Source organism: Mycobacterium genavense ATCC 51234, assembly GCF_000526915.1.
Classification (GTDB): Bacteria; Actinomycetota; Actinomycetes; order Mycobacteriales; family Mycobacteriaceae; genus Mycobacterium; species Mycobacterium genavense.
Map to the genome: position 1 here is coordinate 550,576 of NZ_JAGZ01000001.1, position 20,393 is coordinate 570,968.

The window sequence follows — 20,393 nt, forward strand, 5'->3', positions numbered from 1 at the left end:
CGCCTTAAGATTCGCGCATGGTCACTCCCGACGATGCGATCGAGGCGATTCGAGGTACCGGGGGAGCCCAACCCGGCGCCCGGGCGCTGCACGCGAAAGGCACGCTGTACCGCGGCACCTTCACCGCCACCCCTGACGCGGCAGCCCTGTCCCGGGCAAAGCATCTCGACGGCAGCGAAGTTCGGGCGCTGGTGCGGTTCTCCAACGGATCGGGCAACCCGAAACAATCCGACGGCTCGCCCGCAGTGCGGGGCCTGGCGGTGAAGTTCACCCTGCCCGACGGATCCACCACCGACGTGTCGACGCAGACCGCCCGGCTGTTCGTCTCCAGCAAGCCGGAGGGCTTCGTCGATCTGCTCAAGGCGATGCGGCCTGGGCTGACGACGCCGCTGCGCATGGCGAAGTACTTCGTCACGCATCCGCGACTGCTCGGTGCGTCGCCGGTGCTGCGCGACGCCAACAAGGTCTCGACCAGCTACGCCACCATCGAATACCATGGCCTGCACGCATTCCGGTGGGTCAGCGCCGACGGTAACGCCAGATTTGTTCGCTATCACCTGATTCCCGCCGCCGGCGTCAGCTACCTCGCGGGATCCGATGCGCGGGGCGCGGGCCCCGATTTCCTCACCGACGAGCTGAATACTCGTCTGGCACAAGGGCCGGTCCGATTCGACTACCGCGTGCAGATCGCCGGGCCGCAGGACTCGACGACCGACCCGTCGGCGCCGTGGCGAAGCGCCGAGACGGTCACTGTCGGCACTCTGCAGATCACCGGCCTGGACACCGAGCGCGAACACGACGGCGACATCGTCGTTTTCGACCCGATGCGGGTGACCGACGGCATCGAACCGTCCGACGACCCCGTGCTGCATTTCCGTAGCCTCGCGTATTCGGCCTCGGTCAAGCTGCGCACCGGTGTCGCGCGCGGTTCCGAAGCGCCTCCGGCCTGACGGCAAGGCGCAGAGCTGCACGAATGCCGGCCCGATGCCGCGGCCGACTAATGTCGTTGGAAGTGTTGGCTTCTCATGTCATTCTGATCGGCCTGGCTGGGTTCGCCGCCGGCGCAATCAATGCGCTCGTCGGATCGGACACCTTGATCACGTTCCCCACACTCGTCGCGCTCGGCTACCCGCCGGTCACCGCGACCATGTCGAACGCGGTCGGCCTGGTGGCCGGCAGCGTCTCGGGCACCTGGGGTTATAGCGCCGAGCTGAGCGGCCAATGGGACCGGCTGCGTTGGCAGATCCCGGCCTCGTTGGCCGGTGGTGTGTTGGGATCGTTCCTGCTGCTGCACCTGCCCGAGCGGGTGTTCACCGCGGTGGTGCCGGTGCTGCTGGTGCTCGCCCTGATGCTGGTGGTGGCCGGGCCGCGGAATCAATCCTGGGCGCGCAGTAGGGCCGAGGCCCAGGGACGTTCCGCCGAACACGTCTCGCCGGTGCGAATGGCGCTGCTGGTGTTTGGCACCTTTGCCATCGGCGTCTACGGCGGCTACTTCACCGCGGCGCAAGGCATCCTGCTGGTCGGTGTCATGGGCGCGCTGTTGCCGGAGTCGATGCAGCGCATGAACGGGGCGAAAACCTGTTGGCTCTCGTCGTGAATATTGTTGCGGCCGTTGGCTATACGTTGGCCGCGTCGGATCGGATCAGTTGGCCGGTGGCCGCAACCATCGCGGCGAGCTCGCTGGCCGGTGGTGTGGTCGGCGCGCGATACGGCCGCCGGCTGTCGGCGAACGCGTTGCGTTCCACGATCGTGGTGGTGGGGTTGATCGGGCTGTATCGCCTGTTGGCCGTCTAGCGCTCAGCCGTGCGTGGCGGCCGCGGCGTGGTTGATGACGTCCAGCATGTCGCCGCTCCGCTGCCAGATCTTGCGCTGTCGCATCGCCCCGTTGCCCTGCGCGGTGATGCGATCGAGTGCGGCGGTGACGCGGTCGTATTCGCCGAGTTCGTCGAGCGCCGTGCGGACCCGCCGGATCAGCGAATCCAGCTGCTGTCGTGCCGGCACCGCGCTGTGATCGCCGTCGGAGTCGAGCAGCTGCCCGGACAGTCCGTCGTGCGCGGCCTTCCAATACGCCGCCCTCAGTGCCGCCGGCGGCAGCCGCCTGGCGTCCTCGCCGCGACGATCCGCCTCGAGCGCCGTCATCACCGCGGCCCGGATCAGGGTGGCCAGCAGCACCGTCTCTTCGACCGTCGCCGGCACTTCGGCGACGCGCACCTCGACCGTTGGGAAGTTCGCCGACGGGCGCACATCCCAATACACCATCTTGCGATCCAGGATCACCCCGCTGTCGACCAGCATTTGCACGGTGCTGTCGTACTGCTCTGGCGAACTGAAGAAGGGTGGCGCGCCGGCGGCCGGCCAGCGCCGCCACAGGATGCTGCGCCAGCTCGCATAGCCCGTGTCGGTGTTGCGGTACAGCGCCGAATTCGCCGACAGCGCAAGCAAAGACGGCAGCCACGGTCGCAGCAAGTTGCTGACCTTGATCGCGGCCGCCCGGTCGGGCACCTCGACGTGCACGTGGCATCCGCAGATGCCTTGCTCGTGCGCGATCATCCCGTACTTCTCCCCGATGCGCCGATAGCGCTCGGTGTCGGTGACGGGGAATTCGCGCGGGGTGACCGGCGGCAGACCCAACGCCAGCAGGCGTACCCACTGGCCTCGGCGGCCTGCGCGGCGGTGCGCCGCAACTGCGCGAGTTCGGCACCGAGTTCGGCGCTGCCGGTGGCCACACCGGAAGTGGTTTCGACTTGGCAGCTGCTCAATTCCAGCTGCAGCTGCACACCCCGGCGCTTGGCGTCGGCAGCCACCTCGTCATTGCGCGGCGCCGGTTCGCCCGTCTCGGGATCGACCAGGAGGAACTCCTCCTCCACGCCGAAGCTGGGTAGGTGATGCATCCAGCCGCCGGGGGCACTACCGGGCCAACGCCGCGTCCACGGTCGGGTAGATCGGCAGCACCCCGCCGAGGCCGCACGCGTCGACGATGCGGGCGACGATCCGCTGCGGGCTGACCAACCGCAGTTCGACGCCGCGGCGGCGCAGCGCTGCTGCCTCCTCGGCCAGCACCTCGACCGCGCAGCAGGCGATGAAATCCACTCCGGTGACGTCGACGATCAGTGAGCCGGGCGATGCGGCGACGCCGGCCGCCTCGCTGACCAGGCCACGCCAGGTCTGCTCGTTGCAGGCGTCGATCTCGCCGCCCGCGTAGATGAGCACGGCCGCGCCGCGGCGATCCGTGGTCGCGCGCAGCGTGCTGTGCGGATCGCTGAGCTGGTGGACGAGTCGGGTGTGGAGCGTCTGGCGCGGGCCCGCCATGGGGGGAGCGTGATCGGCGATTGTCTTCATTGGGGACTCCTAGTCAACCGGCGCCGGGGCGCCGCGATGGATATCCGTCCTGGTTCTGAAGACAGACTGTCCGCGATGCGCGGATCTCCTTTGTATAACGAGACAGGGCGGTCTGTCTATAGGTTGGAGTTAAGAGTATCGTGAGCCGGCGTGGAAAGCTCCGACATCGCGCCGGCCGCGCTGTCTGCCCGGGAACGGATATTGAAAGCGGCATATGAACTGTTCAGCCGGCGTGGGATCCGTGCGGTCGGCACCAATGAGGTGATCGAGCGTGCCGGCGTGGCCAAGGCGACGTTGTACCGCCATTTCACGACGAAGAACGACCTGGTGCTGGCCGTCCTGCAGCGCCGCGAACAGATCTGGACGCACGGGTTGATCGAGGCGCAGTCGGAGCAGCGGGGCGCGACGCCCGAGCAGCAGTTGCTGGCGATCTTCGACGTCATGCACGAGTGGTTCCAGCTCCGCGACGGCTTCGAAGGGTGCTCTTTCATCAACGTGCTGCTTGAGTTGGGCGCCGAGCACCTCGCCGGGAAAGCCAGCATCGCGCACATCGACCACGTCCGAGACATCGTGCGCCGCCGCGCGCTGGCGGCCGGGCTCACCGACGTCGAGGAGTTCGCCTCGTCGTGGCACATCCTGATGAAGGGTGCCATCGTTCTCGCGGCCGTCGGCGACCTGGATGCTGCTCGGCGCGCCCAGAAGATGGCCATATCGCTGATCGAGCAACACCGGCCGCCCGCTGAGCTGGAGGTGGGGGAGGCGACGGGCTAACTCGTCCCCGCCGTCACGCGGCGGTCGTTCCGGTCGTGCGGGCGTGCTCGTCCTCGAATTCGGCGATCGCCCGGGAGGTGCGCTCGCGCAGCAGGATTGCCGCGACGACGCCGATGACGATCGCGATGACCAGCGCGATCCAGGAGAACCGTTTCAGCCATCGTTCGGCGGCCATCCCGGCAAAATAGACCAGCGCGGTCGTGCCGCCCGCCCAGCAGATCGCGCCGGACACGTTGGCCGCCAAGAAGCGCCTGTAGTGCATTTTCAGCGCGCCGGCCAGCGGCCCGGCGAAGATCCGCAACAGGGCGATGAAGCGCCCGAAGAACACCGCCCGGATGCCCCAGCGGTCGAACAAGCGCTCGGCCAGCATGACGTGCCCGGGGCCGAAATGCTTCGGGAAGCGCCGGCCCAGCCTGTCGAAGAGCCCCATGCCGAAGCGCCGCCCGATCGAGTAGCCGATCGAATCGCCGACCACCGCGCCCATCACCGCGGCGACGCCGACGCCGATCGGGTTGACGGCGATGTCGTGATGCAACGACAGCAGCGCCGCGCTGACCAGGACGATCTCGCCCGGCAGCGGGATGCCCAGGCTTTCCACCCCGACCACACCGCCGAGCACCAGGTAGACCGCGAGCGGCGGGATGGACTGCAGCAAAGCCTCGACATTCATGGGTCCAGGATGCCTGACTGATGTCCACCCGGCGTCGCAATGCCGTCGGCGCGGGCGCCGACGTGCCATCCGCGGACCGGCTGCAGCTCGGGGCGCTTCGGGAATCGCCCGTCGGCCGCGGACAGGCCGCGCATCCGCCGCCACAGCCAGGGAAAGAAGTTCTCCTGCGTCCAGCGCAGCCTTCCGTACGCGCCGTCGGCGATCGACAGCTGCGTGGGATTGGGATGCGCTGCGGCCCAATCATGGCTGCTGTCAGGCAAATTGAGGGCTTCGGCGGCCGCGGCGGCAAACAGGATATGGCCTTTGAGGGACGCGTGCACGCGATCGAAACTCCAGGTGTCCCAATCGCGCATCGAGGCCGCGTTGTAGAGGTCGACGAGTTTGAATCCGTAACGGCCGGCGGCGACGGTGATCGCGTTGTTCATCCGGGCCAGCCGTTTGGACACGATGCGGCCGAACGGCAAAAACTGCGCGACGTTCGGGAACGTCGTCGTCACCACCGTCGCGCCCGATCTGGCCAGCGCCGCATAGACGTAATCGAGTTCGGCCAGCGCCCGCGGGAATTGTCGTCCCGGCTGGATGACGTCGTTCATCCCGGCGCAAATGGTGATCAGATCCGGCTTCATCGCCAGCGCGGGCGGAATTTGCTCGGTGAGCACGTCGCCCAGCTTTTTGCCGCGCACCGCGAGATTGGCGTACTGCAGCCCGGGGTAGAGCGTGTCGAGCATGACCGCGAGCCGATCGGCAAATCCCACGAGACCGGTGGTTTCGTCACCGTCCCAAAGGCCTTCGGTTTGGCTGTCACCGAGGGCGACGAACCTGGAGTATCCGGCCTGCGTAGCGCCGCACACGATGCCGAGACTAAACCCGATCCGATTCGCCATGCGTGACATCCGACCCGAAACGCTGTTGTAGCGTGGCGCTGGCCGGACCGCTCGGCGTCAGGAGAGTCGTGGAATTCAATCTCGCCCAAGTGTTCTTGGCTGTGGCGGCCGCCAATCCCGATCGGGACTGCATCGTATCCGGACACCGACGGTTCACTTTCTCGCAAACTGCCGAACGCGCCCGACGGTTCGCCCGGGCGCTGCACTCGTGGGGACTGGGCGTGCGTCGGGAACGCAGCGAGCTGGCCGTGCACGAATCGGGCCAAAGCCATCTCGGTTTGTACCTGGCCAACGGCAACGAGTACCTCGAGGCCATGCTGGGCGCGTACCAGGCTCGGGTTGCGCCGTTCAACGTGAACTATCGCTACGTCGCCGACGAATTGGTCTATCTGCTGGGCAATGCCGGCGCCGAAGCCGTGATGTACCAGGGGCGCTTCGCCCCGACGCTGGCCGAGGCGCTGAAACGGTTGCCCGCTGCGGCTGATCCACGTCGACGACGAGTCCGGAAACGATCCGTTGCCCGGGGCGGTGCGCTACGAGGAGCTGCTGGACCGCAACGATGGGGAGCCGCTGGACGTCGTGCCCTCGCCCGACGATCTCTACATCCTCTACACCGGCGGCACCACCGGGATGCCCAAGGCGGTGCTGTGGCGCCAGAACGACATCTACCTCAACGCGATGGGCGGCCGGGTGTTCGGCACCGGGGAGATGACGACCAGTCTGGAGGAGATCGTCGAACGATCACGGGCCGAGGGCCCCGGTTTGATGACGTGCGCGCCGCTGATGCACGGCGCCGCACAATGGGCGGCATTCATCAACCTGTACAGCGGCCGGCCGTTCGTGATGGCGCCGACGACGACGCACTTCGATCCGGCCGAGGCGTGGGCGCTGGCCAGCCGGGAACGCGTGGCGTCGCTGTCTTTCGTCGGCGACGCGTTCGGGCGGCCCCTGGCCGACGCCCTGGAAGCGGGGGACTACGACCTGTCCGGGCTGTTCGTGCTGATCACCGGTGGAGCGGCACTCAGCGCTCCGCTCAAGCAGCGGTTCCTCGACCTGTTGCCGCAGCTGACGATCCTGGACGCGGGCGGGTCGTCGGAATCCGGCTCGCAGATGGGGCAGGTCTCCAGCCGGGCGCAGGGTGCCAGCGGCCGGTTCGCCCCGAATCCGGGCGCGGTGGTGGTCAGCGCCGACCTGACCCGGACGCTGTCGCCGGGCGACGACGAGATCGGCTGGCTGGCCCAGCGGGGCCTGATACCGCTGGGCTACCTCGGCGACCCGGAGAAGACCGCCCGGACGTTTCCGGTGATCGACGGGATCCGGCATTCGGTGCCCGGCGACCGGGCCCGCTGGTTCGCCGACGGCCAGATCGAGCTGCTGGGCCGCGATTCGGTGACGATCAACTCCGGCGGCGAGAAGATCTTCGCCGAAGAGGTCGAGGCCGCGATCACCGGGTATCCCGCCGTGTACGACGTCGTGGTGACCAGTCGGCCCAGCGCGCGCTGGACCAACGAGGTCGTCGCGATCGTGGCGCTGGCCGACGGCGCGACGGCCGACGCGGACGGCATCATCGCCGAGGCCGCTCGCCATATCGCGCGTTACAAGCTGCCGAAGGCGGTGGTCTTCCGCGACCGCCTGCAGCGGTCACCGTCCGGCAAGGCCGACTACCGGTGGGCGAAAGCCCAGACGGCGCAAGATGTCTGACCGTAGCCGCGCCGGTGTGCTGGTCGCGCTGAGCGTGTTCGTGGGCGGGCTGCTGTGGGCGAAGTGGACGCCATATGTCGGCAAGGCCCTGAAAGCACAGCGGACCCATCACTGGTCGGGATCGAACATCCTCGCCGTCGGTGGAGTGCGGGCCGGCGACGCTCCGACGTGGCATGCGGCCACCACCTTCTTTTAGGCGTACGTTGCCTCGATTTGTCCGCCGCTGGTGGTGGCGCTGCTGATCAGTGCCGCGATTCAGGCGCTGGTGCCGCGGGCGTGGTTACCCCGCGTATTGAACCGGCGGGGCTCGATGTCCAGCGGGTTCGCGGGCGGAGTTGCGAGCATGCCTCGATGATGTGCACCTGCTGTGCCGCTCCGGTTGCGGTCACATTGCGGCGCAATGGCGTCACCCGCGCCGCCGCCATCGCCTACTGGCTCGGCAACCCGTTACTGAATCCCGCGGTACTCGTTTTCCTGTTCTTCGTCGCTCCCTGGCAGTGGACGCTGACCCGAGCGGTCGTCAATATCGCGACCGTGATCGGCGTCGCGGTGGCGGTGGCGTTGGTCACCGGCGCGGGTCGGGACCGTCCGTGCCCGCGGCGGTCGTTCCCGACGATAGCGAGTCCGGCTGGGCTGCAACAAAATTCGTGCGCTCTCTGCTCTGCTTGTGCTTGGTTCTGTTGCCGGAGTACGCGATCATGGTGCTGCTCGTCGGGGCGCTGCGCGGCTGGCTGGTGACCCTCACCCAGCCGTCTCACCACGGGCTGCTCGTCGTGCTCGTCGCGGCGGTCGTCGGCACCCTCATCGTCATTCCGACGGCAGGGGAGATACCCATCCTGCAAAGCCTGGCGCTGCTGGGCGTTTCGTCGGGGCCGATCGGTGCACTACTGATCACGCTGCCGGCCATCAGCATCCCCGGTGTCGCGATGGTCCTGCGGAGTTTCGGATGGAAGGCGATCGCAACGGCGACGGGCGTGGTCGTCGCCGCGGGATTGGTCGGCGCGTCAGTTCTCAGCGTGCTGTAGTCGCGTCGGCCGCAGACGGGTGTGGCGAGTACGGCAACTGAGTACCGTGAAACACGTGCAGAAGAAGCAGCAGCACGCCGCGACCGAGCCGGCCGCCGATTCGCTTGAGCCGCAGTACCCGATCGAGTCGGTGGACAATGCGCTCAAGCTGCTGCTCCTGCTGGGCGAGCAACCGCAGATCCGGTTGAGCGAGGCGACCCGCTATCTGGGGGTCGCGTCGTCGACCGCGCACCGGCTGCTGGCGATGCTGACCTATCGCGGCTTCGTCCGGCAGGACCCGGTGTCCAAGGCCTACCTACCCGGTCCGTCGTTGACCGGTGTGGCGTTTGCGATCTTCAGCCGCATCGACATCCAGGGCTGCGCCACGCCCGTCATGCGCGCGCTCTCCGACCAGCTGCGGGAAACGACTCATGTCGGGATGCTCGACGGCGCCAACGTCCGGTTCGTCGCCGCGGTCGAGGGCCCGACCGCGGTCCGAGTGGCGTCGCGCCTCGGGCGCACGATGCCGGCGCATTGCACCTCGACCGGCAAGGTCATGTTGGCCCAGCTGTCGCAGCGGCAATTGCATGCGCTGCTGCCCGACGAACGACTGGAGCGCATCACCGCGCGTTCGATCGGCAGCCGCGCCGAGTTGGAGGACGAGCTTTTCCGTATCCGCGAGCGCGGCTACGCGACCAACCGCGAGGAGAGCGAGGAAGGCGTCGCCTCGGTCGCGGTGCCCATCCCCACCCGTGCTCCCGGTTTGCGGCTCGCGCTCAACGCGGCCGCGCCGCAGCATCGCCTCGACAGTACGCGGCATGCTTCGGTGGCGGCCGCACTTGTGAAGGCGGCCAAGGAGATTGGCGACCAGCTGGGCTGAGGCGGCCGCTCAGTTAGCTAAACCCGGTGTCCGGTAAGGGATTTCCGGGCGCAGGAAAACGTCATTGAGGGTGACGGTGCGCAGCTTGCGGGTCCGGATGAGCTCCACCAGCTGCCCGTACACCCGGGTGATCGGCGCATGGTTGAGATGGCCGATCACGATGTTCTGTGGCACGAAGTACTGGCCGGCCAGCTTGACGATCTGGTCCTCGGGGAGCACCGCGGAGTCCCGCAAGTCGCCGTTCCACAACGTCGGAACGTGGTAACCCAGATCGGCGGCCACCGAATCGACCACGGCGTTGTGGTGGCCGTACGGCGGCCGGAAGTAGGGTGCGCCGTCCACGCCATAGGTGTTGCGCAGGAACGCATCCGTGCTCTTCAGCTCCTCGGCGATCTGGCGCGGCGACAGCTTGGTCAAATCGCGATGCGTCCAGGTGTGGTTGGCCAGCTGGATCTGCCCGGATTCCACCAGCGGTCGCGGCAGGCCGGCGTTCTCCGTCCAGGACTTGAAGACGCCGGTGACGAAATAGGTGAGCCGTACGCCGCTGTCCTTGGCGAACTGGGTGTAGGCCCGCACCACCTCGGTGTCGACGCCGTCATCGACGGTCCACGCCAATAGGTCTGCGTTGCCGGGGAGCTTGCTCAGCGCCGCGCTGCCGGGCAGCGCGACGCGCGACGCCGGGCCGGGCGGCGGCAACAACTTCGGTGGCGGGGGAGCGACCGGGCTGGGTGCGGATCCGACGACGTCGGCGCGGGCGAGTGTCGCCTTGGGGCCGTTGGCAGAAGACCACGACAGGCCGGTGACCGCAATCGTGGCGGCCACCACGACCAGGAAGCGCCGGCGATCCAGTTCGGTCACCCGCAAAGGCTAAGCCGGTCGCCGCGACCATCCGGCGCATCACCGGCGAGTGTCGCCGGCAGATACGAAAGTTGTGACCTTGGTCAGCCGGTTCGTAGCCGGGCGACCTCATGGCGCCACGCCGCGTCGGCGGTGAAGGCCGACCCCAGAATCGGGTAGGGCGTCCCAGTCGGCGTCGTCGATATCGCGCAGGGTGCCGCCGGCCGAGAGCACCCGCAACGACATGCGGGCCAGCCTGTCGAGACTGATCGCCTGCAACACCGCCTGCGGCACAGTGGTTGCGGCGCTGGTGATTCCGTGCCCGCGCAGGATAACCATCGGCCGCTCGCCCATCGCGGCCACCATCTCCTTGCCCAGCGCGCTGCTGCGGATCAGCACGGCGCGCGGATAGACCGGCACGCCCTCGCGTGCCAGCCAGGCACCCGGAATGTCGTAGGCGCCGTAGATGGGCCGGATCGTGACGCCGGCCAGGTCCGCGGCGACGACCGCCGGTGGGTGCAGATGTGCGACCGCGAGGCGCTGTGCGTCGGCCAGCATGGTCTCGACGTGGATGGGCAGTTCGTTGGGGACGCGGTATCCGTCGAGTTCGCCGTCGGCGCCTGGGCTGCCGTCGAATCGGATCAGGCGGGTACCGCTGGGCCGGGTGTCGGCCACGCCGGTGTCGGAGTCGCTGCGGCAGCGCACGAGGAGACGATCGTCGTCGACGTGCAGACTCAGGTGCCCCAGCATCCCGTCGACCAGGCCGCGGGCCGCGGCGACTCGGCAGCCCAGGGCCACCAGTGCGCGTTGGCCGTCCAGCCCGCCGGTCATCGCGGGCGCGCTTTCGGGGCGCCGAGGCCGAATCCGCCGTCCGGGTGGATGGTTTCGCCGGTGATGCCACGGGATCGCCCGGAGGCCAGGAACACGAACGACCAGGCGTGGTCTGCCCCGGACAGTGCGACGTTCAATGGGGTGCGCGCGGCGACGTCGCGTGCCCGGTCGGGGTAGTCGTCGAGGCGGGTGTCCTTGAGCCCCAGGCTGTCCAGGCCGCGCAGGTCGGTGTTGAGGCTGCCGCCGGGCGCCACGCCGTTGACCCGGATGTGCGGTGCGAGCTCGTGCGTCAACGAGGCCACCAGCCCGCGCACGGCGAACTTCGACGACACGTACAGCACGCCGCCGCGGCCGGGGTGGTACGACGACGCGGACTCGGTGAGGATGATCGACGGCTCGGCACCGTTTTGCAGCGCGGGCAGCGCCGCCTTGACCGACTGCAAATGGCTCAGCACGTTGGTGCGAAACATTTCGTCGAAGGCGTCCGTGAGGTGGTCGGCGTCGAGATCGGCCACGCCCCGGTAGAAGTCGAAGACTCCCACGCAGTTGACCAGGGTGTCGACCCCGCCGAAGGATTCGACGGCTGCGGTGACCGCTCGGTTGTTGGCCTCGCCGGTGATCGCGTCGCCCTCGACCACGCGAACCTCGGGGCGCTGCGTGCGCAGCATCTCGCACTTGCCCGGATCGCGTTCCAGTACCGCGACTCTGGCGTCTTCGGCCAGGAAGGCATCGACGACCGCGCGGCCGATCCCGGATCCGCCGCCCACCACCAGGGCACGTTTGCCGGGCAACCAGGCCCTCGCTCCGGGTCGGGCAGCAGCGGCGCGGGTGAGTTTCCCACCATCGCCGCCATCGTTCGGGGGTTCTGCCACGTCAGTGCCTCCACCTCTAGTGCTTCCAGGCTGATCCAGCGCCCCGTCCGGGGTGCGCGGATCAGCAGCCGCGATCCGTTGCGGGTGTCGACTCGCCGCACCACGACCTCGGTGAATTCGTTTGCGACCGTGAGTGGTTCGCCGACCGCACCCGTCATCAACCGCTCGAGGTCGTCGTTCACAGGAACACCGCCAGGTTCTGCATCCGCAACACCGACTCGTCGGCACTGATCGTGCGCCGCGCGAGCTTCCATCGATCATCGCACCAACGCAGCAGGTCTTGGCGACCGCACGACGACAGCGCGCTCTCGTTGACGTCGCCGCGGCTGCGGAACAGCAGTTCGGCGAACTCGACCACCAGGTGTGCGTCGTCGGATTCGAAGGTGCGCACGTTGGTGACGAAGTGACGCGGCCGCGACGGTGGATCCTCGGCCCACGCGTGCTCGGTACGCATCCGCGCGACCCGCTGGCTCAACGAGTACTTGTCCTCGTCGAAGTGGGCCATGCCGGGATTCGGAAAAGCAGAGGTGTCGCAACCGGCGCCGCGGGCGGTCGTGACGCGGACCGGCATCACGTAACGCACATCGTCGGTCAGCGTGTCCAGCCAGTCTTCGTAGTGCTGGGCGTCCAGCAGGTAGGCCTCGTCCACCAGGAACTGGTGTGCCTGTAAATGTCGAAAGTCATTGAACGGCAATGGTTTCCTCATGCGAGGTACTCCGCCCACAACTTGAGCAGCTCGCGCTGGTTGTACTCGTTGTAGCCGACCTGGGTGCGACCGGGGCCGTGGAAGGACTCGGCGGGCAACGCGTCGACCACCGGGCGATCGTCGGACAGCAGGCCCATCCGGCTGTTCAGCAGCAACCGACGTGCCATCGAGCCGCCCGCGGTGGTGGTCAGCGACACTCAGTTCTCCACGTCGTCTTGCTCGAACATGCCGGTCGACCCGAAGCACATCAGATACGCCTTGTAGGAGTCGAGTTTGTACTGCGGTGGCGCGGCGGAGTCCACCGCGAACCACGAGCAGACGTCGGTCTCGTTCTCACTGATGGGCTGCCACAACCGGATTGAGATGAAGGGCAGCACCACGTCGTCACGGTCGCGCACCCGGGGCCAGTTGTGCACGAAGCTCAGATTGGGAAAGCAGGTGGCCGCCGAGATCATGAACCCGTCCTCGCCGACCACCCGCTGCTGTTGCGGCGTCCACACGCCCTTGATCCGTTGGATCATCTCGTCGGGATAGCCGACATAGCGCATCCGTTCCTCGAAGTTGCCGGGCGGCAGCTTGTAGGTGGTGCCGCCGCCGCGCTGCGCCCAATAGGTGGCGCCGTCTTTGCGCTTCTGCGCCTTGGGTTCTCGGAACAGGCCGATCTCTACGATCGACGCGTGCGTGTGCGGGGTGTGGTACATGTCGCCGGCGAAGTTCTCGGCGCCGATCTTCCAGTTCGCCTTGATCCGCCAGCGCTGCGGCCCCCGCACCTGTACACCGCCGGCGCTCTGCTTGGTGTAGAAGTCCAGATAGACCGTGAAGTCGCCGAGGTATTCCGCCAACGGCTCGGCGTGCGGATCCAAGCTGATGAACAGCAGACCGTTGTAGCTGGCGAAGTTCGGCGCCGGCAGCAGGCCGTGGGCGCTTCTGCGGAAGCCCTCGTCGCCGCCGTAGGCGTCGCGGTGAAACGGCAGGCCGGTGAGCCGGCCGTCGTTGCGATACGTCCAGCCGTGATACGGGCACCGGAAGTTGGAGGCGTTGCCCATCTCCGCGCGGCATACCTGCATGCCGCGGTGCAGGCACATATTGAACAAGGCGTGGATGTCCCTATCAGCGTCGCGGGTGAGGATGAACGAGTCGTCGAGCACCCGACGCACCACGTAGTCGCCGTCGTGCGGAATTTCCGATTCGTGGCCGACGAACGTCCACGCCCGGCTGAACATCCGTTCCTTCTCCAGCGCAAACAGCTGTTTGTCGTTGTAGATGTGTGCGGGGATCACGCCGCGACGCACGTTCTCGAACAGGCCGTCCCGGGATTCGTCGGCGGAAACCCGGTGGGGCCGCCGGCGGGTGCCACCGGGGTCGCCGACGGCAGCGTGTTCTTGACCGTCAGCAGCACGGCGCCGCTGTTCTCGCCCGCGTCCGACAGCCAACTCGGGCAGTTGCGTCAGGTGCCCGGGCCCGCCGGGCGCTCCATCGAGTTGGCCGGGGTCACACAGGTCAACCGCGACAGCGTCGACGCGGTGACCGACCGGCTTCCGATGGTGCTCGGTGTGATGGCCGTGATCACCTTCATCTTGCTGTTCCTGCTGACCGGCAGCGTGGTGTTGCCGGTGAAGGCGCTGATGTGCAACGTGCTGTCGCTCACCGCGGCGTTCGGCGCGCTGGTGTGGATTTTCCAGGAAGGCTATCTGGGCGCGCTGGGAACGACGCCGAGCGGCACGCTGGTGGCCAACATGCCGGTGCTGTTGTTCTGCATCGCGTTCGGCTTGTCCATGGACTACGAGGTGTTCCTGATCTCCCGCATTCGGGAGTACTGGCTGCGGTACCGGCCGATGGCGTCGACGGCCAAAGAGGCGCACGCCGCCAACGACGAGGCGGTGGCCCACGGCGTCGCGCGCACCGGCCGGGTGATCACCGCGGCCGCGTTGGTGATGTCGATGTCGTTTGCCGCGCTGATCGCCGCGCACGTGTCGTTCATGCGGATGTTCGGTCTGGGCCTGACGCTGGCCGTGTTCGTGGACGCGACGTTGGTGCGGATGGTTCTGGTGCCGGCATTCATGCACGTGATGGGCCGCTGGAACTGGTGGGCGCCGCGGCCGTTGCTGTGGCTGCACGAGCGGTTCGGCATCAGCGAGGGACCGGCCGAGCCGGCCGCGCCGACCGAGCCGGCCGACATCCCCGTGCAGCACAACGGGCGTCCCGTCGGCGAGACGGCGACGAAGATCGGCTGAGTGCCCGGTTAAGCTATGAATCCACAAATCCCAAGTGCCATCGGGCTTTATGCTGGGGGCCTGTTCCGAATCGATTAGGTGGGGGATGACAGCAGCAGTAACAGCACCGTGCGACAACCCCTTTTTCGCATGGGTGTGGCCGCTTGCCGCGGCTCACGAGACGGAGGCGGTCCGGGCCCTGCGCCGGGAGAATCTGGCCGGCCTGTCGGGCCGGGTGCTCGAGGTCGGTGTGGGCATCGGGACGAACTTCCCCAACTACCCCGCCTCCGTGCAGCAGGTGGTGGCGATGGAGCCCGAGCCGCGACTGGCGGCCCGGGCACAGGCTGCCGCCGCGGCCGCGCCGGTTCCGATCGTCCTGACCAACGAGACCGTGGAGCAGTTCCACGACGACGAGCCGTTCGATGCCGTGGTGTGCTCGCTGGTGCTGTGCTCCGTGCGCGACCCCGAGCTGGTGCTGCAGCGCCTGTACAAGTTTCTGCATCCGGGCGGGGAGTTGCGCTATCTCGAGCACGTCGCCAGCGCCGGCATGCGCGGCCGGCTGCAGCGGTTCGCCGACGCGACGGTGTGGCCCCGGCTGCTGGGCAACTGTCATACCCATCGCGATACCGAACGCGCGATCATCGCCGCGGGGTTCGAGGTGAACAGTTCTCGTCGCGAGTGGACGCTGCCCGCGTGGTCGCCCATGCCGGTGTCGGAGTTGTTGCTGGGACGCGCGCGCCGGCCCTAGCGCTATTTGAGCAGGGCGGGCAGCTGCTGCAGCAGACCCGGCAGCGCTCGGCTCGCCGATTCGCGGATGCTGAGCGTGACGCTGTCCGACAACGGGGTCGGCTCGGGATTGACCTCGATCACGGTGGTGCTGCGCGAGAGCGCGAGCTCGGCGAGGCCGGCGGCCGGATAGACGATTGCCGAGGTCCCGACGACCACCATCGCATCGGCCGCCTGGGTCGCCTCGACGGCGAGGCGCCAGGGTTCTTCGGGCAGCTGCTCGCCGAACCAGACGATGTCGGGCCGGATCAGCCCGCCGCAGCGCGCGCACAGCGGCGGCGGCACCTCGAGCGCCGGTTCGGGCATTTCGGGCAGGGCGTCGTTGTAAGGCATATCGCAACTCGCACAACGGAATTCGAAGAGGCTGCCGTGCAGGTGATGCACCGGGGAGCTGCCGGCGCGCTCGTGTAGGTCGTCGACGTTCTGGGTGACGACGCTGACCTCGGCGTAGTCCTGCCACGCGGCGATGGCCCGGTGTCCGTCATTGGGTTCGACGGTGCCCACCAGGTAGTGCCGCCACAAATACCAACCCCACACCCGCTCGGGGTTGTTGAGCCAGCCCTGGGTGCTGGACAGCTCGTAGGGGTCGAAACGGGCCCACAGTCTGTTTTTGTCGTCGCGAAATGTCGGCACGCCGCTCTCCGCGGAGATCCCCGCGCCGCTGAGCACCGTCACACGCATGCACCCAACATAGCGGTGGTTGGGGTAATACTGGATACGTGGAGCTGGGCGAATGGCTACGGGTCGACCTCAAGGGTGGCCGTCCGCTGTTCGACCAGCTCCGGACGCAGGTCATCGATGGGGTCCGGGAAGGCGCCCTGCCGCCGCGCAGCCGATTGCCGACGGTGCGAGAGCTGGCCGGCCAACTCGGTGTGGCCGTCAATACGGTTGCGCGCGCCTACCGTGAGCTGGAAACGGCGGCCATCGTCGAAACCCGTGGGCGCTTCGGCACTTTCATCGCCCGCTACGATCCGACCGACGCGGCGATGGCGGCCGCGGCCCGCGAGTACGTCCAGGTCGCCCGCGGACTGGGCCTGAACAAGGCCGACGCGCTGCGCTACATCGAAGCGGTGCCCGACGAGGATCCGCGCTAGCCGAGTTCCGGCATCGTCGGTCAAAGCGATTGCCGGCCAACGGAATCGGGCGTCTCGCTGCACCGCATCAGTTTGGCCAGCGTCCGCATGTTGCGGGTGGTGGTCGACGACTTGTACCGGGGCTTGCCCATCGTCTTGCCGATCGTGCTGTCCAGGGTACTGCCCTTGGGTACCTGCCAGTACATGACGCCGTCACCGCGGCTGATCTTCTCGTCGGGGCCGGCGTCGTCGGCCAGCCCGGCGAGCTCGTCGAGCACCGCGGGGTCGGCGACGAAGGTGACGTAGGAGTGATAGCCGTCCACCTCGGGCTGGTACGGGTAGGCCTCGATTACGACTCGCACCGCGTCGAGGTCGTAGGCCAGCACCCACGCGTCGTAACCGAACTTTTCGCGCAGGGTGGCTTCGGCCGTCGTGCGCACCGCCGCCGCGGTGGCGGACGACTCCAGCAGCACGTTGCCGGTGGCCAGGACGGTGCGCACGGCCCCGAAGCCCGCGTCGGTGAGCGCCGCCGCGACGTCGGCCATCTTCAAATTGACGCCCCCGACGTTGACGCCGCGCAGGAACACCGCATACCTGGTCATGATCCGATTGCACCAGAGCGACGTAGTCTTTGGGGATAGGCCGCCAAGTCTTCGACGACAAACTGCTGGCACTGATCGCGGGAAACTTCCTCGGGGTGCTGGCCACCATCAAGGCCGACGGGCGCCCGCAACTGTCGAACGTGAGTTATCACTTCGACCCGCGTGAGTTGGTGATTCGGGTATCGATCACCGAGCCACGGGCCAAGACCCGCAACCTGCGCCGCGACCCGCGGGCGTCGATCCTGGTCGATTCCGATGACGGCTGGTCGTACGCGGTTGCCGAGGGCACCGCGGAACTGACGCCACCGGCCGCCGCGCCCGACGACGACACCGTCGAGGCGCTGATTGCGTTGTATCGCAATATCGCCGGTGAGCATCCGGATTGGGACGAGTACCGGCAGGCGATGGTCACCGACCGCCGGGCTGCTGACGCTGCCGATCTCTCACCTGTACGGCCTGCCTCCAGGCAAGCGGTAGTCGGGTTAGGCTGCCGCTATGGCTGAATCGAAGTCCGAGCCGGACGCTTCGGGCGCAGAGGACGACACCAAGCGCAAGTTTCGCGAAGCCCTGGAGCGCAAGATGGCCAAGTCGACGGGCGGATCCGACCACAAAGACGCCGGCGGCAAGCAGGCCCGGGCGCACGGCGCCGTGGCCGGGGGCCGTCGGGAATTTCGCCGCACGAGCGGCGGCTAGTCTACCCGGAGTTGGTGGCGGGCAAGGACTTTGGGTCAGCCCTGAGTCAGGTTGAACAATCCGATGGACGGGTCGGCTTTGCCCGGTTTGCCGCGCAAGCTGCCGCGGGTGCTGGGATGCGAGAAGTCCACTCGCGACGGGTCGTTTTGGTATGCTCAATCCGCCACGATGGTGCGTTGGAAAAACTTCCAACGGCCGTCGTGCTTGATGTAGGTGTCCAGGTAGCGGCCGCCGATGATGACGTCGATGTCGTGTTCAGGACCGGCGAAGGTGTGAAACACCAGGCAGCAGATCGCGCCGCGGGCCCCGTCACCGTCGACCACGAAGTTCGTCGTGGTGATGTTGTGTTGGGAGACACGCACATACGGCTCCGCCGCCTGTAGTTGTGCGATGAACGCGTCCACGCCGCCGGTCGAGAACGAGCCGTGCGAATCGGTCGCGTCGGGGTGGTACAGCTCCCGCAGCGTTTCGTAGTCGGCGCGGTCGACGGCCCGGCAATAGGCGGTGACCAGTTGATGCAGTTCGTCGCGGGCCAGCATCAGTGCCAGCTTGGTTTCGTCCACCACCTCGCCACGATAACGCGGTGTTTGCGGTGAGTAGTCTGTCGACAAGTACGTCATCGGTCGTTCGGCGAAAGGTTGGTCGTTGACTGTCAAACTTTGCCTCGCCCAGGATCCCGAGGCCGACCAGCTGCTGGCCGACGATCCGCTGGCTTTGCTGATCGGAATGGTGCTGGATCACCAGGTCACGTTCGAAACCGCGTTCGCGGAACCGAAGAAGATCGCCGACCGGATGGGCAGCTTTGACGCCGCCGCGATCGCCGCCTACGACCCGGACAAGTTCGCCGCACTGTGCTCGGAATAGCCTGCGATCCATCGTTTTCCGGGAGCGATGGCCAAACGCATCAGACGCTTGCGCAGATCATCGTGGACCGCTACGACGGCGACGCGGCGGGATTGTGGACCGCCGGCGACCCGGACGGCAACGAGCTGCTGCGGCGGATCATAGGGACTATCCGGATTCGGCGACGTCAAGGCGCAGATCTTCTTGGCCCTGCTGGGCAAGCAGTACGGCGTGACGCCGAAGGGTTGGCGTGCCGCCGCCGGTGCCTTCGGCAAGGCCGGATCGCACCTCTCCGTCGCCGATATCGTCGATGACCAATCGATGGGCAAGGTGCGGGCGTACAAGAAGCAGATGAAGGCGGCAGCCAAGGCGGCTAAGTAGTAGGTCACCAGAAGGGAAGGGCGCCAACGTGAAGACACACCTGACGTGTCCGTGCGGAGAAGCCATCGTCGGCAAGGATGAGGAAGAGCTGGTCGAGCTGACGCAGGCTCACCTTGCCAGCGTTCATCCGGGCCTGGAGTACGACCGCGGCGCGATCCTGTTCATGGCGTACTGACGCGGCCGGGCGCCGGCCTACATTTCGCAACCGGTACACGCTCGGCGTCGAAGGGCCACAGGGCAAACGCGCGTGTCGTGCGGGACACACGCGCTCGCGCCAGTGGAGGGTTCAGGGCACCACCGTCGAGCCGATGGTGGGCAGGAACTGGCACTGCTTCTCTTTGGTCGTGACCTGACCGAAGATCGTCGACATGATGCTGCCCGAGCCGGTGTCGGCGATCGCGGTCAACGTCGTCGGGCCGTCGGGGTTGATGTCGGTGCGCGGCTTGAGCGTCACGGTGCCCGACTTGCCGGTGGTCAGGTTCACCCAGGTGACGTTCAGCGGCAGCTTCTGCACCTCGGCGGGTCCCGGCGTACCGACAGCGGTGAACACGTAGGCGGTCTGGCCGGCTTGCGGACCGGGCAACGGAATCGACGCCGGCCCGGCCACCGATAGCGCCGTCGCGATCGAGCTGCTCCCGTCGGCCAGGCAATTGCTGCCGATCGAGGGGTACATGAAATCCTGCGTGGTCGGCGCGTCCGGGCCGAAACCGGGGGCCGCCGCGGCCGGAGCGGGCGCGGGCGCCGGGGCAGGTGCCGCCGCGGGGGGTGCGGGAGCCGGGGCGGGCGCCGCTGCCGCGGGTGCGGGAGTCGGGGCGGGTGCGGCCGCCGGCGCCGGACCGGCGGCGTGGGCCGGGTCGACGCCCGTGGGCAGGTGCGCCTGGGCGCCCGGCACAATGCCGGCCCCGGGAACGTGTTCGGCCGGGGCGGCGATCGGCGCCGGCGCACCGGGAACCGGGGCCCCCGGCTCCTGAACGAATTGATTCACCGACGCGGCCACGTTCTTCGATTCGCCGGGCGCGGACGGGTTGTGGGTGAACGCTTGTGCGGCGGCCATCAACAGCTGTGTCGCCTGGCCGGGATCGGCTGCCGCCTGCTGAATGATCGGGCTCAGCTGCGACAGCGCGGGCAGGCCGGGGAGCCCTTGCGCGGCGTTGGGTTGGGGTATCGGCAGCGGTGCCGCCGGATCCGCTGCCGCGCTCGGGCACAACCCGAACGCGGCAGCCGATGCCGTCACGACCGCGGCCAAACCTTTGGAAAGATTCCAAGTGCTTGCCACGATGTCCTCCGGTCCTTCGGTTGGGTGATTA

The 20,393-nt window shown here is 67.6% G+C and carries 18 protein-coding genes and 10 pseudogenes; 14 read left to right on the plus strand and 14 right to left on the minus strand.

Translation table 11 applies throughout. From position 1 onward, the window contains the following. Positions 1-17: 17 nt before the first annotated feature. Together T428_RS0102735 and T428_RS25230 are read left to right on the plus strand one after the other, a co-directional pair. Complete coding sequence (locus T428_RS0102735; protein WP_025735262.1) at positions 18-950, plus strand: catalase family peroxidase; 933 nt, start codon at positions 18-20, stop codon at positions 948-950. 50 nt (positions 951-1,000) lie between these two features. Further along, positions 1,001-1,794, plus strand: a pseudogene (locus T428_RS25230) (sulfite exporter TauE/SafE family protein). Between the two features lie 3 nt (positions 1,795-1,797). On the opposite strand, the pseudogene T428_RS25235 reads toward T428_RS25230, so the two are convergent. Then, a pseudogene (locus tag T428_RS25235) lies at positions 1,798-2,891 on the minus strand (glutamate--cysteine ligase 2). 16 nt (positions 2,892-2,907) lie between these two features. Then, positions 2,908-3,339, minus strand: coding sequence for an anti-sigma factor antagonist (locus tag T428_RS0102750; RefSeq protein WP_025735263.1), 432 nt, complete (start codon positions 3,337-3,339; stop codon positions 2,908-2,910). A 150-nt stretch (positions 3,340-3,489) separates the two neighbouring features. Between T428_RS0102750 and T428_RS0102755 the strand changes: the two genes are divergently transcribed. Continuing rightward, on the plus strand, positions 3,490-4,110 hold the full coding sequence (locus T428_RS0102755) for a TetR/AcrR family transcriptional regulator (RefSeq protein WP_025735264.1): 621 nt from the start codon (positions 3,490-3,492) through the stop codon (positions 4,108-4,110). Between the two features lie 13 nt (positions 4,111-4,123). Here T428_RS0102755 and T428_RS0102760 read toward each other — a convergent pair whose 3' ends face one another. Together T428_RS0102760 and T428_RS0102765 are read right to left on the minus strand one after the other, a co-directional pair. Beyond that, on the minus strand, positions 4,124-4,780 hold the full coding sequence (locus T428_RS0102760) for a DedA family protein (protein WP_025735265.1): 657 nt from the start codon (positions 4,778-4,780) through the stop codon (positions 4,124-4,126). Then, positions 4,777-5,631, minus strand: coding sequence for an SGNH/GDSL hydrolase family protein (locus T428_RS0102765; protein ID WP_025735266.1), 855 nt, complete (start codon positions 5,629-5,631; stop codon positions 4,777-4,779). The genes T428_RS0102760 and T428_RS0102765 overlap by 4 nt, the downstream gene beginning before the upstream one ends. A gap of 101 nt (positions 5,632-5,732) precedes the next feature. Here T428_RS0102765 and T428_RS25240 point away from each other — a divergent pair. From T428_RS25240 to T428_RS0102785, 4 genes and pseudogenes are all read left to right on the plus strand, one after another. After that, positions 5,733-7,365 (plus strand): annotated as a pseudogene (locus tag T428_RS25240) (acyl-CoA synthetase). Further along, positions 7,358-7,561, plus strand: coding sequence for a hypothetical protein (locus T428_RS33940; RefSeq protein ID WP_245604713.1), 204 nt, complete (start codon positions 7,358-7,360; stop codon positions 7,559-7,561). Before T428_RS25240 ends, T428_RS33940 begins: the two are co-directional and overlap by 8 nt. Positions 7,562-8,012: 451 nt before the next feature. Continuing rightward, positions 8,013-8,390: a permease gene (locus T428_RS33945; RefSeq protein ID WP_245604714.1), complete on the plus strand. Its 378-nt coding sequence runs from the start codon at positions 8,013-8,015 to the stop codon at positions 8,388-8,390. Between the two features lie 55 nt (positions 8,391-8,445). Further along, positions 8,446-9,249, plus strand: a complete 804-nt coding sequence (locus T428_RS0102785; RefSeq protein WP_036467067.1) for an IclR family transcriptional regulator — start codon at positions 8,446-8,448, stop codon at positions 9,247-9,249. A gap of 9 nt (positions 9,250-9,258) precedes the next feature. Here T428_RS0102785 and T428_RS0102790 read toward each other — a convergent pair whose 3' ends face one another. The 6 genes and pseudogenes from T428_RS0102790 to T428_RS25255 form a co-directional block, all read right to left on the minus strand. Next, positions 9,259-10,098: a polysaccharide deacetylase family protein gene (locus T428_RS0102790; protein ID WP_025735270.1), complete on the minus strand. Its 840-nt coding sequence runs from the start codon at positions 10,096-10,098 to the stop codon at positions 9,259-9,261. A gap of 92 nt (positions 10,099-10,190) precedes the next feature. Continuing rightward, positions 10,191-10,917: pseudogene (gene phtC, locus T428_RS25250) on the minus strand (3,4-dihydroxyphthalate decarboxylase). After that, a complete protein-coding gene (gene hcaB / locus T428_RS0102800) occupies positions 10,914-11,708 on the minus strand; it encodes a 3-(cis-5,6-dihydroxycyclohexa-1,3-dien-1-yl)propanoate dehydrogenase (protein ID WP_036466842.1) in 795 nt (264 codons plus the stop codon). Before hcaB ends, phtC begins: the two are co-directional and overlap by 4 nt. Before the next feature lie 5 nt (positions 11,709-11,713). Continuing rightward, positions 11,714-11,947: pseudogene (locus T428_RS32540) on the minus strand (dihydrodiol dehydrogenase); the annotation flags it as partial. A gap of 20 nt (positions 11,948-11,967) precedes the next feature. Beyond that, the gene (locus T428_RS0102805; protein ID WP_025735272.1) at positions 11,968-12,495 is read right to left on the minus strand and encodes a 3-phenylpropionate/cinnamic acid dioxygenase subunit beta; all 528 of its coding nucleotides are present in this window, start codon (positions 12,493-12,495) and stop codon (positions 11,968-11,970) included. Then, positions 12,492-13,799 (minus strand): annotated as a pseudogene (locus T428_RS25255) (Rieske 2Fe-2S domain-containing protein). Before T428_RS25255 ends, T428_RS0102805 begins: the two are co-directional and overlap by 4 nt. Before the next feature lie 12 nt (positions 13,800-13,811). Between T428_RS25255 and T428_RS0102815 the strand changes: the two are divergent. Together T428_RS0102815 and T428_RS0102820 are read left to right on the plus strand one after the other, a co-directional pair. Continuing rightward, positions 13,812-14,729, plus strand: a pseudogene (locus T428_RS0102815) (MMPL family transporter); the annotation flags it as partial. 85 nt (positions 14,730-14,814) lie between these two features. Continuing rightward, positions 14,815-15,456 carry a methyltransferase domain-containing protein gene (locus tag T428_RS0102820; protein WP_025735274.1) on the plus strand — a complete coding sequence of 214 codons (642 nt, stop codon included), beginning with the start codon at positions 14,815-14,817 and terminating at the stop codon, positions 15,454-15,456. A gap of 2 nt (positions 15,457-15,458) precedes the next feature. Here T428_RS0102820 and T428_RS0102825 read toward each other — a convergent pair whose 3' ends face one another. Next, entirely contained in the window at positions 15,459-16,175 is a 717-nt protein-coding gene (locus T428_RS0102825) for an SIR2 family NAD-dependent protein deacylase (protein WP_025735275.1), read from the minus strand. Positions 16,176-16,213: 38 nt separating this feature from the next. On the opposite strand from T428_RS0102825, the gene T428_RS0102830 reads away from it, so the two are divergent. Beyond that, positions 16,214-16,588: an Rv1152 family transcriptional regulator gene (locus T428_RS0102830; protein WP_025735276.1), complete on the plus strand. Its 375-nt coding sequence runs from the start codon at positions 16,214-16,216 to the stop codon at positions 16,586-16,588. 20 nt (positions 16,589-16,608) lie between these two features. Here T428_RS0102830 and T428_RS0102835 read toward each other — a convergent pair whose 3' ends face one another. Further along, positions 16,609-17,169, minus strand: a complete 561-nt coding sequence (locus tag T428_RS0102835; protein WP_025735277.1) for a DUF1697 domain-containing protein — start codon at positions 17,167-17,169, stop codon at positions 16,609-16,611. A gap of 35 nt (positions 17,170-17,204) precedes the next feature. Between T428_RS0102835 and T428_RS25260 the strand changes: the two are divergent. Together T428_RS25260 and T428_RS0102845 are read left to right on the plus strand one after the other, a co-directional pair. After that, positions 17,205-17,646: pseudogene (locus T428_RS25260) on the plus strand (PPOX class F420-dependent oxidoreductase). An 18-nt stretch (positions 17,647-17,664) separates the two neighbouring features. Continuing rightward, positions 17,665-17,862 (plus strand): DUF5302 domain-containing protein, encoded by a 198-nt coding sequence (locus tag T428_RS0102845; RefSeq protein WP_025735278.1) that lies wholly within the window; start codon positions 17,665-17,667, stop codon positions 17,860-17,862. Positions 17,863-17,897: 35 nt separating this feature from the next. Here T428_RS0102845 and T428_RS25265 read toward each other — a convergent pair. Continuing rightward, positions 17,898-18,482: pseudogene (locus T428_RS25265) on the minus strand (nuclear transport factor 2 family protein). Positions 18,483-18,507: 25 nt separating this feature from the next. Here T428_RS25265 and T428_RS25270 point away from each other — a divergent pair. Continuing rightward, positions 18,508-19,086, plus strand: a pseudogene (locus T428_RS25270) (HhH-GPD-type base excision DNA repair protein). A 28-nt stretch (positions 19,087-19,114) separates the two neighbouring features. After that, a complete protein-coding gene (locus tag T428_RS31585; RefSeq protein ID WP_084298592.1) occupies positions 19,115-19,261 on the plus strand; it encodes a DUF1059 domain-containing protein in 147 nt (48 codons plus the stop codon). A gap of 111 nt (positions 19,262-19,372) precedes the next feature. On the opposite strand, the gene T428_RS0102865 is transcribed toward T428_RS31585, so the two are convergent. Continuing rightward, entirely contained in the window at positions 19,373-20,362 is a 990-nt protein-coding gene (locus tag T428_RS0102865; protein WP_025735279.1) for an Rv1157c family protein, read from the minus strand. Positions 20,363-20,393 lie beyond the last annotated feature (31 nt).

What these genes read in the sequence shown, in the direction of transcription:
- T428_RS0102735 (WP_025735262.1), top strand. Translation starts at nt 18, where the DNA reads ATGGTCACTCCCGACGATGCGATCGAGGCGATTCGAGGTACCGGGGGA.
- T428_RS0102835 (WP_025735277.1), bottom strand. Translation starts at nt 17,169, where the DNA reads ATGACCAGGTATGCGGTGTTCCTGCGCGGCGTCAACGTCGGGGGCGTC.
- T428_RS0102760 (WP_025735265.1), bottom strand. Translation starts at nt 4,780, where the DNA reads ATGAATGTCGAGGCTTTGCTGCAGTCCATCCCGCCGCTCGCGGTCTAC.
- T428_RS33940 (WP_245604713.1), top strand. Translation starts at nt 7,358, where the DNA reads ATGTCTGACCGTAGCCGCGCCGGTGTGCTGGTCGCGCTGAGCGTGTTC.
- T428_RS0102845 (WP_025735278.1), top strand. Translation starts at nt 17,665, where the DNA reads ATGGCTGAATCGAAGTCCGAGCCGGACGCTTCGGGCGCAGAGGACGAC.
- T428_RS0102820 (WP_025735274.1), top strand. Translation starts at nt 14,815, where the DNA reads ATGACAGCAGCAGTAACAGCACCGTGCGACAACCCCTTTTTCGCATGG.
- T428_RS0102825 (WP_025735275.1), bottom strand. Translation starts at nt 16,175, where the DNA reads ATGCGTGTGACGGTGCTCAGCGGCGCGGGGATCTCCGCGGAGAGCGGC.
- T428_RS0102805 (WP_025735272.1), bottom strand. Translation starts at nt 12,495, where the DNA reads ATGAGGAAACCATTGCCGTTCAATGACTTTCGACATTTACAGGCACAC.
- T428_RS0102750 (WP_025735263.1), bottom strand. Translation starts at nt 3,339, where the DNA reads ATGAAGACAATCGCCGATCACGCTCCCCCCATGGCGGGCCCGCGCCAG.